At 72.8% G+C, this 15,249-nt stretch carries 18 protein-coding genes; 7 read left to right on the plus strand and 11 right to left on the minus strand.

Features of this window, described 5'->3' with window-relative positions; translation table 11 throughout:
* Nucleotides 1–18: 18 nt before the first annotated feature.
* Both ASD18_RS04585 and ASD18_RS04590 read right to left on the minus strand, forming a co-directional pair.
* Nucleotides 19–603, minus strand: coding sequence for a sugar O-acetyltransferase (locus tag ASD18_RS04585; protein WP_056087291.1), 585 nt, complete (start codon nucleotides 601–603; stop codon nucleotides 19–21).
* The gene (locus ASD18_RS04590) at nucleotides 603–1,481 is read right to left on the minus strand and encodes a helix-turn-helix transcriptional regulator (RefSeq protein WP_056087294.1); all 879 of its coding nucleotides are present in this window, start codon (nucleotides 1,479–1,481) and stop codon (nucleotides 603–605) included. Before ASD18_RS04590 ends, ASD18_RS04585 begins: the two co-directional genes overlap by 1 nt.
* Before the next feature lie 142 nt (nucleotides 1,482–1,623).
* On the opposite strand from ASD18_RS04590, the gene ASD18_RS04595 reads away from it, so the two are divergent.
* Entirely contained in the window at nucleotides 1,624–2,643 is a 1,020-nt protein-coding gene (locus ASD18_RS04595; RefSeq protein WP_056087297.1) for a zinc-dependent alcohol dehydrogenase family protein, read from the plus strand.
* 7 nt (nucleotides 2,644–2,650) lie between these two features.
* On the opposite strand, the gene ASD18_RS04600 is transcribed toward ASD18_RS04595, so the two are convergent.
* From ASD18_RS04600 to ASD18_RS04615, 4 genes are all read right to left on the minus strand, one after another.
* Entirely contained in the window at nucleotides 2,651–3,292 is a 642-nt protein-coding gene (locus tag ASD18_RS04600; protein WP_056087300.1) for a helix-turn-helix domain-containing protein, read from the minus strand.
* A gap of 5 nt (nucleotides 3,293–3,297) precedes the next feature.
* Nucleotides 3,298–3,732 (minus strand): VOC family protein, encoded by a 435-nt coding sequence (locus ASD18_RS04605; protein WP_056087303.1) that lies wholly within the window; start codon nucleotides 3,730–3,732, stop codon nucleotides 3,298–3,300.
* Between the two features lie 63 nt (nucleotides 3,733–3,795).
* Complete coding sequence (locus ASD18_RS04610) at nucleotides 3,796–4,533, minus strand: AAA family ATPase (protein WP_056087306.1); 738 nt, start codon at nucleotides 4,531–4,533, stop codon at nucleotides 3,796–3,798.
* Between the two features lie 29 nt (nucleotides 4,534–4,562).
* Nucleotides 4,563–6,113, minus strand: a complete 1,551-nt coding sequence (locus ASD18_RS04615) for a leucine-rich repeat domain-containing protein (protein ID WP_156387884.1) — start codon at nucleotides 6,111–6,113, stop codon at nucleotides 4,563–4,565.
* A 195-nt stretch (nucleotides 6,114–6,308) separates the two neighbouring features.
* Here ASD18_RS04615 and ASD18_RS04620 point away from each other — a divergent pair, with 195 nt between their 5' ends.
* The 4 genes from ASD18_RS04620 to ASD18_RS04635 all read left to right on the plus strand — a co-directional run bounded on the left by ASD18_RS04620 (nucleotide 6,309) and on the right by ASD18_RS04635 (nucleotide 8,971).
* On the plus strand, nucleotides 6,309–7,181 hold the full coding sequence (locus tag ASD18_RS04620) for an AraC family transcriptional regulator (protein WP_056087313.1): 873 nt from the start codon (nucleotides 6,309–6,311) through the stop codon (nucleotides 7,179–7,181).
* Nucleotides 7,182–7,215: 34 nt separating this feature from the next.
* Nucleotides 7,216–7,914 (plus strand): LmeA family phospholipid-binding protein, encoded by a 699-nt coding sequence (locus tag ASD18_RS04625; protein ID WP_056087318.1) that lies wholly within the window; start codon nucleotides 7,216–7,218, stop codon nucleotides 7,912–7,914.
* Nucleotides 7,915–8,035: 121 nt separating this feature from the next.
* Nucleotides 8,036–8,500: an inner membrane protein YiaA gene (gene yiaA, locus ASD18_RS04630; RefSeq protein ID WP_056087321.1), complete on the plus strand. Its 465-nt coding sequence runs from the start codon at nucleotides 8,036–8,038 to the stop codon at nucleotides 8,498–8,500.
* A 51-nt stretch (nucleotides 8,501–8,551) separates the two neighbouring features.
* Complete coding sequence (locus ASD18_RS04635) at nucleotides 8,552–8,971, plus strand: GNAT family N-acetyltransferase (protein WP_162251727.1); 420 nt, start codon at nucleotides 8,552–8,554, stop codon at nucleotides 8,969–8,971.
* Between the two features lie 22 nt (nucleotides 8,972–8,993).
* On the opposite strand, the gene ASD18_RS04640 is transcribed toward ASD18_RS04635, so the two are convergent.
* The 3 genes from ASD18_RS04640 to ASD18_RS04650 form a co-directional block, all read right to left on the minus strand.
* Nucleotides 8,994–9,365, minus strand: a complete 372-nt coding sequence (locus ASD18_RS04640; protein WP_056087328.1) for a YciI family protein — start codon at nucleotides 9,363–9,365, stop codon at nucleotides 8,994–8,996.
* Nucleotide 9,366: 1 nt separating this feature from the next.
* Nucleotides 9,367–10,845: a serine hydrolase domain-containing protein gene (locus ASD18_RS04645; RefSeq protein ID WP_056087331.1), complete on the minus strand. Its 1,479-nt coding sequence runs from the start codon at nucleotides 10,843–10,845 to the stop codon at nucleotides 9,367–9,369.
* Nucleotides 10,846–10,916: 71 nt separating this feature from the next.
* Nucleotides 10,917–12,203 carry an MFS transporter gene (locus ASD18_RS04650; RefSeq protein ID WP_056087334.1) on the minus strand — a complete coding sequence of 429 codons (1,287 nt, stop codon included), beginning with the start codon at nucleotides 12,201–12,203 and terminating at the stop codon, nucleotides 10,917–10,919.
* A 63-nt stretch (nucleotides 12,204–12,266) separates the two neighbouring features.
* On the opposite strand from ASD18_RS04650, the gene ASD18_RS04655 reads away from it, so the two are divergent.
* A complete protein-coding gene (locus ASD18_RS04655) occupies nucleotides 12,267–12,872 on the plus strand; it encodes a TetR/AcrR family transcriptional regulator (RefSeq protein ID WP_369817248.1) in 606 nt (201 codons plus the stop codon).
* 4 nt (nucleotides 12,873–12,876) lie between these two features.
* On the opposite strand, the gene ASD18_RS04660 is transcribed toward ASD18_RS04655, so the two are convergent.
* A complete protein-coding gene (locus ASD18_RS04660) occupies nucleotides 12,877–13,848 on the minus strand; it encodes a DUF5692 family protein (RefSeq protein ID WP_056087337.1) in 972 nt (323 codons plus the stop codon).
* 203 nt (nucleotides 13,849–14,051) lie between these two features.
* Between ASD18_RS04660 and ASD18_RS04665 the strand changes: the two genes are divergently transcribed.
* Nucleotides 14,052–14,660 (plus strand): TetR-like C-terminal domain-containing protein, encoded by a 609-nt coding sequence (locus ASD18_RS04665; RefSeq protein ID WP_056087341.1) that lies wholly within the window; start codon nucleotides 14,052–14,054, stop codon nucleotides 14,658–14,660.
* Nucleotides 14,661–14,664: 4 nt separating this feature from the next.
* On the opposite strand, the gene ASD18_RS04670 is transcribed toward ASD18_RS04665, so the two are convergent.
* Complete coding sequence (locus ASD18_RS04670) at nucleotides 14,665–15,222, minus strand: hypothetical protein (protein ID WP_156387886.1); 558 nt, start codon at nucleotides 15,220–15,222, stop codon at nucleotides 14,665–14,667.
* Between the last annotated feature and the right edge of the window lie 27 nt (nucleotides 15,223–15,249).

Raw genomic sequence — 15,249 nt, forward strand, 5'->3', positions numbered from 1 at the left:
GCGCCGGTCCGCTGAGTGTCAGGCCTCGGAGGCGTCGAATCCCGTGGTGCGAATCAGCCGGGCCGGGACGCCCGCCACGATCGCGTCGGCCGGTACGTCCTTCGTCACCACAGCGCCGGCCCCGACGATCGCGCCGTCGCCGATCGTCACGCCCGGCACGATCGTCACGCCCGCACCCAGCCAGACCTTGCGGCCGATGACCACGGGCGCCGGGAGCATGTCCGCTCGACGAGCGGGGTCCGTCGCGTGGTTGAGGGTGACGATGGTGCTCCCGTGGCCGATGAGCGTGCCGTCCCCGATGGTGATGCCGCCGGCGTCCTGGAACGTGCACCCCATGTTGATGAAGACGTCCTTGCCGAGCGTCAGGTTCGTGCCGAACTCGCAGAAGAACGGCGGGAAGAGGGTGACCGACTCGTCCACGGGCCGCCCGGTCAGCCGCGCGAGCAGGGCGCGCACCTCCTCAGGCGTGCGGTAGCCGGTGTTCAGCACCGCGACGATCCGCAGCGCGTCCTGCGCTGTGCGGTGGAGGAGCTCGTGCGCTGCCGAGCCGCCCTCGATGACGGCTCGACGGCGCACGTGGTCGCGGAATCCCTCCAGGTCCATCACTGCTCCGCACCCGTCACCGCGACGGTGTCGGCCGCCCACGAGGCCAGCAGGCGCAGGCGCTCGGCCGACGGTGAGCCCGGCTCGGCCGTGTAGACCAGGAGCACCTGCCCCGGTTCGGCGGTGATGGCCAGCTCCTCGTAGGCGAGGGTGAGGTCGCCGACCACGGGGTGGTGGAACCGCTTGGTCCCGGCCCCGTGCGTGCGCACGTCGTGGGTGCCCCACAGCCGGCGGAACGTCTCGCTGCGGGTCGACAGCTCGCCGACGAGGTCCTGCAGACCCTTGTCGTGCGGGTCGCGGCCGGCCTCGGCACGCATGATCGCCACACACATCTCCGCGAACAGGTCCCAGTCCGGGTAGAAGTCGCGCGCCGCGGGGTCGAGGAACTGGAACCGGGCGAGGTTCGGCGTGCGGCCGCCGTCGCCGATGACGGGGGAGTAGAACGCGCGGCCGAGCGCGTTGGTGGCCAGCAGGTCCTGGCGCTGGTCACGCACGAACGCGACACCGTCGGTGATCGCGGACAGCGCCCACTGCAGGCTCGGCCGGGGTGTCGACGACCGCGTCGTGCGGCGGCGTGGCCGTCCCGACGAGGGGATGCCGTCGGCGGCCCGCGCCAGGTCGAACAGGTGCGCGCGCTCGGTGTCGTCGAGCTGGAGCGCCCGCGCGACGGAGTCGAGCACCGACGCCGACGCCCCGCCGATCGCCCCGCGCTCGAGCTTGGCGTAGTACTCGACGCTCACTCCGGCCAGGATCGCGACCTCGCTGCGCCGCAGGCCGGGCACACGGCGGTTGGTGCCGCCGAGGACGCCCGCCGCCTCGGGGGTCACCTTCGCCCGTCGCGACATGAGGAACTCGCGCACGTCCGCTCGGTTGTCCATGCTCCCGACGGTAGGCCGCACAGCGCCGACGAGGGAGTCCGTGCGGAGAGGTGCACCGCTGGTACACCCCTCAGCAGGGACTCCCCGCCTCGCTCGACGTCCGGTTGTCTGGGGGCAATCCCCACAGAGAGGCACCACCACCATGCGCGCTGTCGTCATGTACGCACCGGGCGACGTCCGGGTCGACGAGACCGAGCGGCCGACGATCGTCGAGCCGACCGACGCCATCATCAAGCTCGCGGCCACCTGCATCTGCGGGTCCGACCTGTGGCCGTACCGGGGCACGGACGCCGTCGACCACCAGCCGATGGGCCACGAGTACGTGGGCGTCGTCGAGGAGATCGGCTCCGCGGTCCAGAACGTGCAGGTCGGCGACTTCGTCGTCGGGTCGTTCTTCGCCTCCGACAACACCTGCGACATCTGCGTCGCCGGCTATCAGACCCACTGCGTGCACCTTCAGCCCGGCGCGCTCCCCGGTGCGCAGGCGGAGTACGCCCGCATCCCGCTGGCCGACGGCACCCTCGTCGCCACGCCCGGAACCCCCGACCCCGACCTGATCCCGTCGCTGCTGGCCGCCTCCGACGTCCTCGGCACCGGCTGGTTCGCCGCCGTCGCCGCCGAGGTCGGACCGGGCAAGACCGTCGCGGTCGTCGGTGACGGCGCCGTGGGCCTGCTCGGTGTGCTCGCCGCCAAGCAGCTCGGCGCCGACCGGATCATCGCCATGTCCCGGCACGCGGACCGGCAGGCCCGGGCCCGCGAGCTCGGCGCCACCGACATCGTCGAGGAGCGCGGCGACGCCGGTGTGGCGCGGATCAAGGAGCTCACCGGCGGGCTCGGCGCGCACTCCACGATCGAGGCCGTAGGCACCCAGGAGTCGATGATGCAGGCCATCCGCGCCACCCGCGCCGGCGGGCACGTCGGCTACGTCGGCGTCTCCCACGACGTGGCGCTCCCCGGCCAGGAGCTCTTTTTCTCGGGCGTCCACCTGCACGGCGGTCCCGCACCGGTGCGCCGCTTCCTGCCCGAGCTCATCACGCTCATCTGGGACCGGCAGATCGACCCGGGCACGGTGTTCGACCTCACCCTGCCGATCGAGCAGGCCGCCGAGGGCTACCGGGCGATGGACGAGCGCCGCGCCACCAAGGTGCTGCTCACGTTCTGACCGACGGTCAGGCGGCCAGGTGGAACATGCTGGCGAAGCGGTCGAGGAGCTCACCGCGCCCGTGCAGCACCTCGACCACGCCGGTCGCGATCGCGCGGTCCGGGGCGAGCTCGCCGGAGATGACCCGGCGGAGCCCCGGACCCGCGGCGAACGCGAGGTCGACCGGTCCGTCGCCGCGCGTCACCTCGAGGGTGGAGCCGTCGACCCGGACCAGCAGCTCGGCCGGGCCGACCCGTGCCCCGTAGGCGGTCGCGGGCAGGTGCGCCGCCACCTGCGGCCGAAAGGCGGTGCGCAGGGTCATGGTCATCGAGTCGGGCGTGATGACCTGCTCCCCGCGCGGGTCGCCCATCGCCTTGAAGCCCCAGGCCCCGAGCGCGAGCACGACGGGCTCGAGCTCGCGGCCGTAGGGCGTCAGCTCGTAGATGACGATGCGTGAGCGCGGCGCCCGCCGGATGATGCCGGCGGCCTGCAGCTCCTTGAGCCGTGCGGCCAGGATGTTGGTCGGGATGCGGGGGAGCCCTGCGGCCAGCTCCCCGTAGCGGCGCGGCCCGACCAGCAGGTCACGCACGATGAGCAGGGCCCAGCGCTCACCGACGAGCTCGAGGGCCTGCGTGACGCCGCAGTACTGCCCGTACTCGCGTGCAGCCATCGGCCTCAGGCCTGCTGGTCCGCGAGCGCCTCGGTGCCCTGTGCGGCGGCGGCCGGGTCGAACCAGCCGAACTCGAGGATGTTGCCGTCGGGGTCGGTGAGCTGACGCTGGTACATGAAGCCGTAGTCCGAGGCGGGCCGCTCCTCCAGACCGCCCGCGGCGAGCCCGTCGGTGACCCTCGCGTCGACCGCGTCCCGGGTGTCGAGGAAGACGACGGTCGACACCGACGGGTTCACCGCCGGGTCGCCGAGCGGCTTGTCGGTGAAGCTCTGGAAGAACTCGCGCACCAGGACCATGAGGTAGCTGTGGTCCTGCTCGACGACGAAGCACGCGGCGTTGTGATCGGACATCTGCGGGTTGAGGGCGAATCCGACCCCGGTGTAGAACGCCTTCGCGCGCTCCAGGTCGGTCACGGGCAGGTTGACGAACATCGCGGTCATGGTGCTGCCTCTCGTGGGTCTGGTTCGTGGCGGTACCGACACTTGCAAAAAACAAGTGAACCGTCAAGACCCAGGATCGTCGATCACGTGCCGGAGGTAGCGACGCGGGTCGTCCAGGAACCCGCGGTACCTCTGCACCAGCTCCAGCTCGTCCCAGTCGCAGCGCCGAAGGCCCCAGTCGCCGACCTCGTAGATCGTCGCGCCCGGGATCGCCGCCAGCACCGGCGAGTGCGTCGACAGCAGGACCTGCGACGGCGTCGTGCGCACCAGCGTGGTCAGGTGCGAGACCAGCGCGAGGCACCCGGTGAACGAGAGCGCGGACTCGGGCTCGTCGAGCAGGAACAGACCGGGGTACCGCGGCTTCATGCGCTCGGTGACCAGTGCGAGGAACGACTCGCCGTGCGACATCTCGTGGAACACCGGCTCCGGCCGGCGGCCGGGGTTGTCCTCGAGGTACGAGTAGAACGAGTGCATCGTCTCCGCGCGCAGGAAGAACCCACCCCGTGGGGCGCCGATCTCGCGCTCCAGCCGCAGGTACCGCCACAGCTCGGACTCGGACCGGCGGGTGGCGTGCCTCGACCCGGTCGAGCCGCCCTCGGCCCCCATCCCGAACACCATGGCGACGGCCTCGACGAGCGTGGACTTCCCGGCCCCGTTGTCGCCGACGAGGACCGTGACCTGGTCCAGCGGCCAGCCCTCGCGCAGCACCTGGGCGACGGCGGGCAGCTGCGTGAACCAGGCGTCGTGCGGAACGGGCTCCTGGTCCTGCACCCGCACGGCGCGCACGGGCAGGGGGCTCATCGGGCAACCTCACCACAGGTGACGGTGGATCAGGCCAGCCCGCCGACGTAGACGCCCTGCGCCCGCAGCTCCTCGATCCCGGGCGTCTGCCCGTCCAGGCCCTCGACGTCCACCCCGAGCAGTGCCGGTGCGTCCAGGAGCGGTCGCAGGTCCGTGACGGGGTTGCCGCCCACCCAGAGCTCGTCGAGCGCGGGCATCCCGGCGAGCGGCGTCACGTCCGCCACGTGGTTGTCCCGCACGTCGAGCATGCTGAGCGACGGAGCACCCGCCAGCGGCGACAGGTCCGCGACGGCCGCGTGCGCCACGTCCAGCTCGAGCAGGCCCGTCGAGCCCGCGAGCGGACCGAGGTCCGTGACCCCGGTCCCGGCCAGACCGACCCACTGCAACGTCGTCGTCCGCGCCAGCGGCCCGAGGTCGGTCACGGCCGTGCCCGACAGCCCGAGGTTCGTCAGCGGGAGGCCGCCGAGGGGTGACAGGTCGGTGACGGCGTCGTTGCCGGTCAGCCGCAGGGACGTCAGACCGGACATCGCGGCGAGCGGGCCGAGGTCGGAGACGTCCTGGCCGGTCAGGTCGATCTCGCGGACGGAGGTGAGGGTCTCGATCCCGGAGAGCGACTTCACCTGGTCGCCGCTGCCGTCCCACGGGCAGTCGACCGTGTACACCTCGTCGAGCCGCGCGGGCGCGAGGGCGGTGTGCTGCACGCACGCCGCGAGCACCGGGTCGACGACGACGTCCGACACCGTCTGCCGCTGCGCCACCCGCACCCCGACGGTGACGCCGAGGGCGACCACGAGAGCACCCGCGGTCGCCCGAGCGAGGCGCCGACGTCGCGCCTGCGCCTCGCTCGGGGGCACGACCCAGTGCGCGAGGTGCCGCCACGCCGCGACCGCGCACCACCCGGAGACCACCGCGGCGGTGGCGGCGACCAGGGCCAGGGCGAGCGCGCCGTCGCCCAGCAGCACGGCGGCCACCGTCGGACCGCCGCGGTACCGCCCGGCCGACAGGACCGTCCAGGCGATCCACGCACCCGCGGACAGCGCGGTGCCCAGCGCGCCCACGGCCACGAGCACCGCAGCCGAGACGACCGCGCCCCGACGACGGCCCAGCACTCCCGCGGCGGCGACACTCGAGCCCCCGGCCACGAGCGCCAGCCACGCGCCTGCCAGCACGCGCGGAGACCCGACCGCCCAGGACCAGGACCGGGTCGCGAGGCTCAGTGCGGTCGGGTCGGCCGTGATGACCAGTACCGCGTACCCGAGCAGCCCGACCCCCGCGACGCCGACGCCGACGACGGTCCGGGTCGCGCGCGGCGACGGTCCGGCCGGCCGGAGTGCGGCGACGAGCACGAGCGCGACGGCGGGCACCGACCCGAGCACGAGAGTGAGCACCGGCAACCCGTCGGCGCGCACCGCGCGGAGCAGGTCGCCGGCCGCCGACTGCGGGCCCTCCCCGAGCATCGCCCGCAGCCCGTCGCCGAGCAGCGCCCCCGTGCCGTTGCCCAGCAGCGTCGCGGCGGTCCAGACCGCCAGCAGCGCGACGACGCCCGCGCCGACCCGTCGCACCGCATCGGCGCGCGTCATCTCCGGCACTCGCGTCTCCCGTTCGTCGCCCCCCGCCGGGCAGCCGGCGCCTGGCGACCGTACCGACCCGACGCCGACGTCCGCCGGTGGTCGGTGTCAAGGTCTCGTGAAGGGCTCGTCCTGATCGCATCCGACCGCGAAGATCGGGTCGCACGGCGTGTCCGGACAGCAGGGTGGACCGCGGAAGGGGGCACCGTGATCGCCTGGCTCAACCACCTCGTGGACCTCGTGGAGGAGAACCTCACCGAGGAGCTCGACGTCGACGGCCTTGCCGCCGCGCTGGGCACCACCGAGTACCACCTGCGCCGCATGTTCTCCACGCTGGCCGGGATGCCGCTGTCGGAGTACGTGCGCCGCCGGCGGATGACCGTTGCCGCGGCGGACGTCGTCAGCGGGTCCGGGGACCTGCTGGGTATCGCCGTGCGCTACGGCTACGGCTCGGCGGAGGCCTTCGGGCGGGCGTTCCAGTCGGTGCACGGCGTCAGTCCGGGCCGCGCCAGGCGCGACGGTGGCCCCCTCCGCACCCAGCCTCTGCTGAGGTTCCGCCTGACAGTCGAAGGAGCACTGCCCATGGACGTCCGACTCGTCTCCCGACCCGCGTTCCGCCTCGCCGGGCACGCCACCCGCGTCCCGCTGGTGCACCACGGCGTCAACACCGCCATCCAGCAGCACGTCACGTCCCTGGCACCGCAGGAGCATGCGCGGCTGAAGGCGTTGGGCGACGCGGAGCCGCACGGTCTGCTCGCCGTGAGCACCGACCTCGACCCGGACCGCCGGGAGGGCTCGGAGCTCACCTACCTGCACGGGGTGGCGGTGACGGACGCCGTCGAGGTACCCGACGATCTCGACGTCATCGGCGTCGACGCCGGCTCCTGGGCCGTCTTCCGCGCGGCGGGTCCCTACCCGGACACTCTGCAGGCGGTGTGGGCGGCGACGGCGAGCGAGTGGTTCCCGTCGAACCCGTGGCGCCTACGACCCGGGCCCGAGGTGGTCGCGGTGCTCGACCGTGCCGACGACTTCAGCACCGCCACGGTCGAGCTCTGGCTGCCGGTCGAGGCAGGCTCCTGAGCCGGCGTCGACATCATCAGGCACGCTGTCCCCCATGAACCCGCGCCTTCGCGACGGACTTCTCGGGGCGGCGGTCGCCGTCCTCGTGCTGGTGCTCGCCGTGTGGATCTTCGTGTGGTCGATCAGCGATCCGGCGCAGGGCGGTGCCGCCGCGCCCCCGACGCCGGGGCCGAGCTCGAGTACCGGGGGCCGCGTCGAGCCGCCGTCCGACCTCGACCCCGCCGAGATGTGGCTCGACGACCTCGTGCTCGACGCCGGCACCGTCGTCCTGCCGGACTCGACCCTGCGCGACGTCACCGTCTCCGCCCGGGGTGCGCGGACCGGACCCGACGGGCTCGTCGCGAGCGAGATGGTCGTGGACGCCACGGTGCCGTTCGAGGTCGTGGCCACCCAGATCGGCGAGGACGCCACGGTGCGGTCCGCCGGGCCGTCGGAGGCGGTCGTCGAGCGCACGGTCGAGATCGGCGGCCGCAGCTTCGACGTCGTCGCGACAGGTGAGGTCGACGTCGTCGCCGGACGGATCGTCGTCGAGCCGACGGCCATCGACATCGGCGGCCCCTCGTTCCTCGCCGGGCTCCTCGGGACGGTCGTGCGCGGGCTCGTCACCATCGAGCACGAGGTCGAGGGGCTGCCCGAGGGGTTGGTGCTCCAGGACGTCGTCGTCCAGGACGACGGCTTCCGCGCACACCTGAGCGGCGAGGACGTCCGCATCGTCTTCCCGGCCTCGCCGTGACCCGGCGGTGAGGCCGGCCAGGTGAGGTTCGAGCCAGACCCTTGCGGTGGGGCACCCCGGACCACCACCATCAGGGCCGCGGCTGGCACGGTGCCGGCAGCTCGAGCTCCGGAGCGTCCCCATGTCGCAGATCCCTGTCCCCGCGCGTCCGACCGCGGCATTCGTCGGCGCGTCCTGGGTCGCCCTCGTCATCGCGATCGGCGCCTTCGGCATCGGACTGTGGAACGCGGAGCTGGTCCCGTCGGAGAAGGGCTTCCTCGGCACGTTGCTGCTGCTGGGTCTGTTCTCCGCGATCGCGGTGCAGAAGTCGGTCCGGGACCGGGCCGAGGGCGTTCCGGTGACGGCGATCTTCCTCGGCCTGTCGTGGGCCATGGTCCTGACCTCCCTCGTGCTCGTGGCGACGGGGTTGGCCAACGCGCCGCTGGAGCTGTCGGAGAAGGGCTTCTTCGGCCTGGGCTTCGCGATGGCGTTGTTCTCGGTGGTCGCCGTCCAGAAGAACGTCCGTGACCTGGCCGCCGCCGGACCCGCGCCCGCAGCGCCGAAGCTGCCCGTCGAGCCGGACGTCAAGGCGACCGTCTGGCAGTGAGGCTTGCCCGTCAGGTTCGGGAGACCGAACAATCGACGTGTGGGACAGCCCGTGACCCTCGTTGATCGCGTGCCGACGCCGGAGGAGCACCGGCGTCTCGCGGAAGCGGTCGGCTGGTCGCACGCGTTCGACTGGGACACCGTGGCCGCCTCGCTCACCGGGTCGCGGCTGGGGGTCGTGGCGGTGGTCGACGGCGAGGTCGTCGGGATGGGCCGCGTCGTCGGCGACGGCGCGCTGTACTTCTACGTCCAGGACGTCGCGGTCCTGCCGGCGCACCAGGGCACCGGCCTCGGGCGCGCGATCCTGCGCCGGCTGCTCGATCAGATCGCCGACACGGCGCCCGCGTCGGCGTTCGTCGGGCTCTTCGCGACGACCGACGGCGATGCGCTCTACCGGTCGGCGGGGTTCACGACCGGAGACATGCAGGGGATGTTCCGCCTCGTGCCGCCCACCCACCGACCGACGACCTGAGCGGGCGGCACCGCTCGAGCCGTTACCTGCTCGTGGTCTTGCCGAGCAGCTCGTCCGTCTGGGCGTCGGGCATGAGCTCCCGGACCTCCTGCGCGCAGCGGCATCCGACGGCGATCTTGGCGGCCCACGCCAGCGCCTCGTCGCGTGTGGGCACGTCGACGACCGCGAACCCGCCGATGACCTCCTTGGTCTCCGGGAAGGGGCCGTCGGTGACCATCCCGTCCGTGGCCACGATGCTCGCCCGCTGCCGCTCGAGCCCGCCTGCGAACACCCACACTCCCGCGTCCGCGGCCTCCTGCACGACCGCGTGCGAGTCCCGGCTCACGTCGCCCCAGTCCCCGTCGGGGATGTGGTCCATCGCGCCCTCGTTGAACGAGATCAGGTACCGCGGCATCTCATGACTCCCTTGTTCCGGCAGCCGCATCCGGCGGCTTCTCACCTGTCCCACGAACGACTCGTCCCGGATCCGACACTGTGCCAGGAAGTCGCTCCACACCCCTGAGCAGCGCAGCCGCCTCGTCGTTCTCGGGGTCGAGGTCGACGGCCCGACGCAGGAGCTCACCCGCCGAGCGGGTGTCGCCCTCGACCAGGTCCGCCCAGCCGGTCATCGCCCAGGCCTGCGACGAGTCCGGTCGCACGGTCGTCCACACGTCGAGGAGCGGTCGGACCAGCTCGGGGCGGTGCAGCTCGATCGCGCCCCAGACGGCGTCCTCGAGGTGCCCGTCGTCGACGTCGACCTGAGCGGGAACCGCACGCTCCAGCCGGCGGAAGGTCTCGACCGCAGCCTCCGCGCCCGCCGCCTGGAGGGCTGCAGCCACCGGCACGGTGATGGGTGGCAGCTGCGCGTCGACCTCGATCGCCTCCGCCGGGAGGTCCAGGGCCACGTCGAGCGCGGCGCGGACGACGGCGCGGGTGGGGGCGGTGTTGGAGTTCGCCAGCACGACGGCCCCGGTCCCGCGGTCGGGGAGCAGCGCGAAGCGCGAGTTGAAGCCCGGATCGGCGCCGCTGTGACCCACCATCCGGTGTCCGCGGTGGGTGCCGACGAACCACCCCATGCCCATCGACTCGCTCCACGGCGGGTCTCCGACCTCCGCCCGGGGCTGCCACATCTGCTCGGCTGCGCCAGGGTCCGCCAGGATCGTGAGCATCCACCGGGACAGCTCGGTGACGCTGGAGTGCAGCGTCGAGCTCGGCGCGTGCCGGCGCGTGTACGGGTAGGCGCCGGGCGGGACGACCAGCGGTGCGCCGACATGCGGGGAGGAGGCGAGCTCCGACGGGACGTCCGCGCGCAGGAACGTGCTGTGCACCATGCCGGCCGGGTCGAGGACGAGCTCCGTCATCGCGGCCTCGAACGTCCGCCCGGTCACGGTGGCGACCACGTGCCCGAGCACCTCGTACCCGGCGTTGCAGTAGGCGTACTCCGCGCCGGGGTCGCTGGTGAGGCGCGCGCCGGACAGGCTCCGGACGAACTCGGCCAGGGCGTCGTCGCCCAGCTGCGGGTCGTGCCACTCGTAGTCCACGACGTCCGGGATGCCGCTCGTGTGCGTGAGGAGGTGGCGCAGGGTGATCTCGGACTGCCGCCCGTCGGCCAGCGTCAGCTCGGGGATCCACCGGATGACGGGGGCGTCGAGGTCGAGCGCCAGCCCGACCGCCGCCGTCGCGACGAACGGCTTCGACACCGACGCCAGGTGGAACAGCGTGTCGGGTGTGACGGGGTCGCCGGTGCGGACGTCGCGCGTCCCGAAGCCGCGCGCCAGGGCGACCTCACCGTCCTGGACCACCGCGACCGCGAGCCCCGCGAGTCCTTGCGTCCGCATGAACTGCGAGATCAGCGGCCAGAGCGACGTCTCGGCCCTGCGCTCCAGAGCAGTCATCCGTACCCCCTCGTGCACGCGTCCGAGCGCGGCCACGTGCTGCGCCGTCCCATGCTGGCACGCGCGACGCGTCAGGCACTCGGCGCGGCCGCCAGACTGCCAGGTGCCTCCGCTGCGTGCTCACCGCTCGGCGGCGCCGAGCTCGCGACGAGGATCCGCCCCAGGACGGCGACGACGATCCCGGCAGCCACGACGCCCAGGAGCGCGACGCGCAGGCTGGAGGCGTCGGCCACGACTCCGACGAGGGTCGGGGACACCAGGAACCCGACGCGCAGCAGCCAGCTGACGACGGTGAGCCCGACCCCGGCGGGCAGGCCGGGCAGCTCGTCCGCCGTGTGCATGACGGCGGGCACGAGCGTCGCGACGCCGAGCCCGGCCAGCGCGAAGCCCACGAGGGTCGTGGTCAGCGACGGGACGGCCAGCGCAAGCCCGAGGCCGAGCGCGATCGCCACACCGCCGAGGCGCGCCACGCGGCGCTGGCCGAAGCGGTCGACGACCCGGTCGCCGGTCAGGCGCCCGACCGTCATGGCGACCTGCAGCGAGACGAACGCCATGCCGGCCGCGGCGGCGCCGACGCCCACCTCACCGCGCAGGTACAGCGCGCCCCACGACGAGCCGGCGTCCTCCACGAACGCGCCGCACGCGGCGAGCACCCCGAGGGCGGCGAGCATCAGGAAGGTACGGCCGGCGACGTGCCGAAGCGATCTGGCGCCGGCGGAGGGCTGATCGGCATCGGCATCGGCATCGGGATCGGCGCTGGTGCGCTCCGCGTCCTCGGGGCCGCGCAGCAGGAACCGGTGGACGGCGACGGCCGCGACGCCGAAGACCGCGGACGTGGTGGCGATGTGGGTGGGCAGCGGGACGGCCAGACCCGCCGCTGCGGCACCGAGCAGGCCGCCCAGGACGGCGCCGACGCTCCACAGCCCGTGGAAGGCGTTGATGATCGACCGGCCGTACAGGCGCTGGACGCGGAAGCCGTGGGCGTTCTGGGCCACGTCGATGATCGCGTCGAGCGCCCCTGCCACCAGGAAGAGGCCGGCCAGGACGACCCAGCTTCCGGCGAGCGGGACGGCGGCGACGGCTCCCGCGAGGGCAACCAGCCCGAAGGATGCGACGGCCGCCGAGCCGAGCCTCTGGATCAGCAGCGGGGCGAGCAGCCCGGCGAGCAGGGCACCGAGCGGCATCGCCGCGATCGCGGCGCCGAGCGCGGCGTTGGTCAGGTCGAGCCGGTCCTTCACCTCGGGCAGCCTCGGCACGAGGTTGGCGTACAGGACGGCGTTGACGAGGAACACGACCGAGACCGCGGCGCGAGCGCGGCGTGCGGTGCGCGAGACGGTCGAGGGCAGCGGCGAGGTCATGGGTCTCCGGGTGAGGCGAGGATGTTGTGGTCAAGCGTACATATGATCTGTACGATTGAACACATGAGCCGTCCCGCCCGCGTCACTGCCCCCGGGGACCCCGTGATGACCCAGCGCCGGTCGCGGCGGCACGATCCCGAACGCCGGGGGCGGATCGTCGACGCGTGCCTCCAGGTCATCGGCGAGGTCGGCGTCGCCGGCGCCACGACACGCCGCATCGCCGCCGCCGCGGACGTGCCTCTCGGATCGATCACGTACCACTTCACCGACGTGGACGAGCTGTTGCACGACGCGTTCGAGCGGTTCGCGCACCAGGTCAGCGACCGGTTCGAGGAGAGCATGTCGCGCGCGGGGGACGTCGACGAGGCGCGCCGGGCGGTCGTCGACCTGATCAGCGTCCACGTGCTCGTCGACCCTCGTGAGCTGGTCCTGACCCACGAGCTGTACACCCTGGCGGCCCGCGACCCCGGCTACCGGCGCCTCACCCACGAGTGGATGGCGCGCAGCCGTCGCGCCCTGGAGCGGCACTTCGACCCGGCCACGGCACGGCTCCTGGACGCGCTCATCGAAGGTCTGACGATCCACCGCGCCCTGGACACCGAGCCGCACGGGTCTGACGAGGTCGTGCGCGCCGTCGATCTGCTCACCCGCGCCCCGGCACGCGACTGACCGCTCAGACCGCGGCGAGCGGCTGGTCCTCTCGTCCGGCACCGGGCGCGTCGGCGAGCGGCGCGTTCGCCTCGAGGACCTCGCGGTACGGACGGAGGTGCGTGAACAGCTCGTCCTTCAGCGGGTTGAGACGCCGGGTCACGATGACGCGCACCTGGTAGACGGCGACGGCGACGTTGGCCGCGAGCGACAGGGCCGACACCACGAACAAGGCGCGCTCGTCGTGCGAGGACTCGACGGCGAACTGCGACGACGTGACGAACGTCGGGACCGCCATCGTGAACATCATCCAGAGGGCGAGCGTGTGCGCACGGTGCTGCAGCCAGGCGCCCTTCTTGAGGAAGAACGCGGGGATCGTGCAGGAGATCAGCAGTGCGGCACCGGCGTAGAACGCGTGGTCGCCGACGCAGTTGTAGACGTAGGCGAAGTTCCACAGGTCGTACGCGATGATCCAGAACCAGAGCATGTCCGGCCAGACCATGTCCTTGGACCTGTCCCGCGACACGAAGATCCCGACCCAGCCGCAGATGGTGAGCGCGTTCAGGATGCCGGCGATCCCGTTCATGTAGTTCCAGACGCCGCCGACCATGAACACGCCGTCGTGCATGCCCTGCAGGCCCGCGACCTGGAAGTCCCGGATGACGGCCTCGCCGATGTTGACCGCGAGGATCAGCGCGGGGAAGAGCAGCATCCAGCGGTTCCTGGAGAGTCGGCCGACGTACCGGAGCGCCATGAAGCCGAGACAGCCGGCCAGGGCGGAGTAGACCTTCACCCAGTGGAACCACGTGCCGGTCGAGGAGCCCTCGCCGGCGGTCGACGGCCACACGAACACGGTCAGGACCAGGGGCAGCGCGACGAAGAACGCGATCCCGGCCCACTTCCAGCGGCGGGTGACCTCGTTGAGGGCGATGAGGGCGCCGAGGACGACGAACCACATCGCCCACGACTGCCAGCCGATGGTGTCGAACAGGAACATCGCGACCTCCTCGCGGACCGCCCGTGGCCGCCATGGCTGCGGGGTCGCTAGACCGTAGGAACTCCCCGCCCGAGCGGGCACTGGACACCCGGCGGGATGTGTCCAGCGCGCGGCTCGCCGGGGCCTCGCCGGGCGCGGTGCCGGCCGTCTCCTGGGACCTTCGACCTACGGCGACGAGGGGTGAACAGGCCGTTGATGGGGGTGTGAGCCACGAGGGCAGTCAGGACGCGCGCCGCACGGACGCGCGCGACGCTCTGGCGTCGGCGCTCAAGACCCGACTCCGGTCCGAGCCGCCGGCCAGGGTCACGGTCACGCACCTGACGCAGGACTGCGGGCTGACCCGGCAGGCGTTCTACTACCACTTCCACGACGTGCAGGAGCTCGCCGCGTGGGTGTTCGAGACCGAGGTCGCGGAGCAGGTGCGGGTGTCGGCCCATCACGACGCGTGGGCCGACGGGCTGGTGCGGCTGATGGGCTACCTGCGGGACAACCGGTCGTCGACGACCGCTGTCCTCGACGGGCTGGGCCGAGCGGGGCTGGAGCGCTTCCTGTTCTGGCAGATGAGGCCGGTGACCGCGGCCGTGGTGGAGGAGGTCGGCGGCGGGGGTCCGGCGAGCCCCGCCGACCGAGCGCTGGTCGTCGACTTCTACACGTCGGCCGTGCTGGCCGTGCTGCTGCGGTGGGTCTCGGACGGGATGGTCGGGGACCCGTACCGGCTGGTCGGCGACGTGGAGCTGATGCTGCACGGATCCGTGCGGGAGTCCGTCACCCGGCTGGACGCCCGGGCGCGCGCCCCGCACGGACGCGGGTAGCTGCTCAGGGCTGGTCGGGGATCTCGGTCGGGGTCAGGTAGTCGCTCAGCCACTGCTGCGTCTCCACCGGGAGGCAGTCGGTCTCCCACATCGAGGCGAGCGCGATGCCGGTCAGGGGATCGGTGCCCTCGCCCGTCAGGTCGGGCAGGCGGTACTCCGGCGGGACGAGGTCCGGCTGGAACAGGCGCTGCATCCCCCAGCGAGCGTGCTCGTCAGCGGTGATGACCTCGGTCAGCCGGTCGTACGTCAGCAGCGCGATCGGGTCCTCGGTGGGGCGCCTGTCGAAGTAGGCGGGGTCCGCGGCGAGCAGCTGCTGCACGTAGGACTCACGGCACGCGTCCGATCCGGGCGCCAGTCCCGCGACGGCCTCGCTCGGGTCCGCCGTCGCGGCGACGTCGGGTTCGGGCGACTGCGACGGCTCCTCGGAGACCACCGCGGGGGTGGGACCCGGAGGTGAGGGGTCCTGGCTCGCGCCCACCTGTGCGCTCTGGCACCCGGCCAGGAGCACCATGGAGACGGCCAGCACGACACCTGCCGCCGCTGCTCGCAGATCGGTTCCCATGACGCCCCCTCGCAGGGCCCCGGTCAG

The sequence above is a fragment of the Cellulomonas sp. Root137 genome (genome assembly GCF_001426725.1).
Lineage (GTDB): Bacteria > Actinomycetota > Actinomycetes > Actinomycetales > Cellulomonadaceae > Cellulomonas.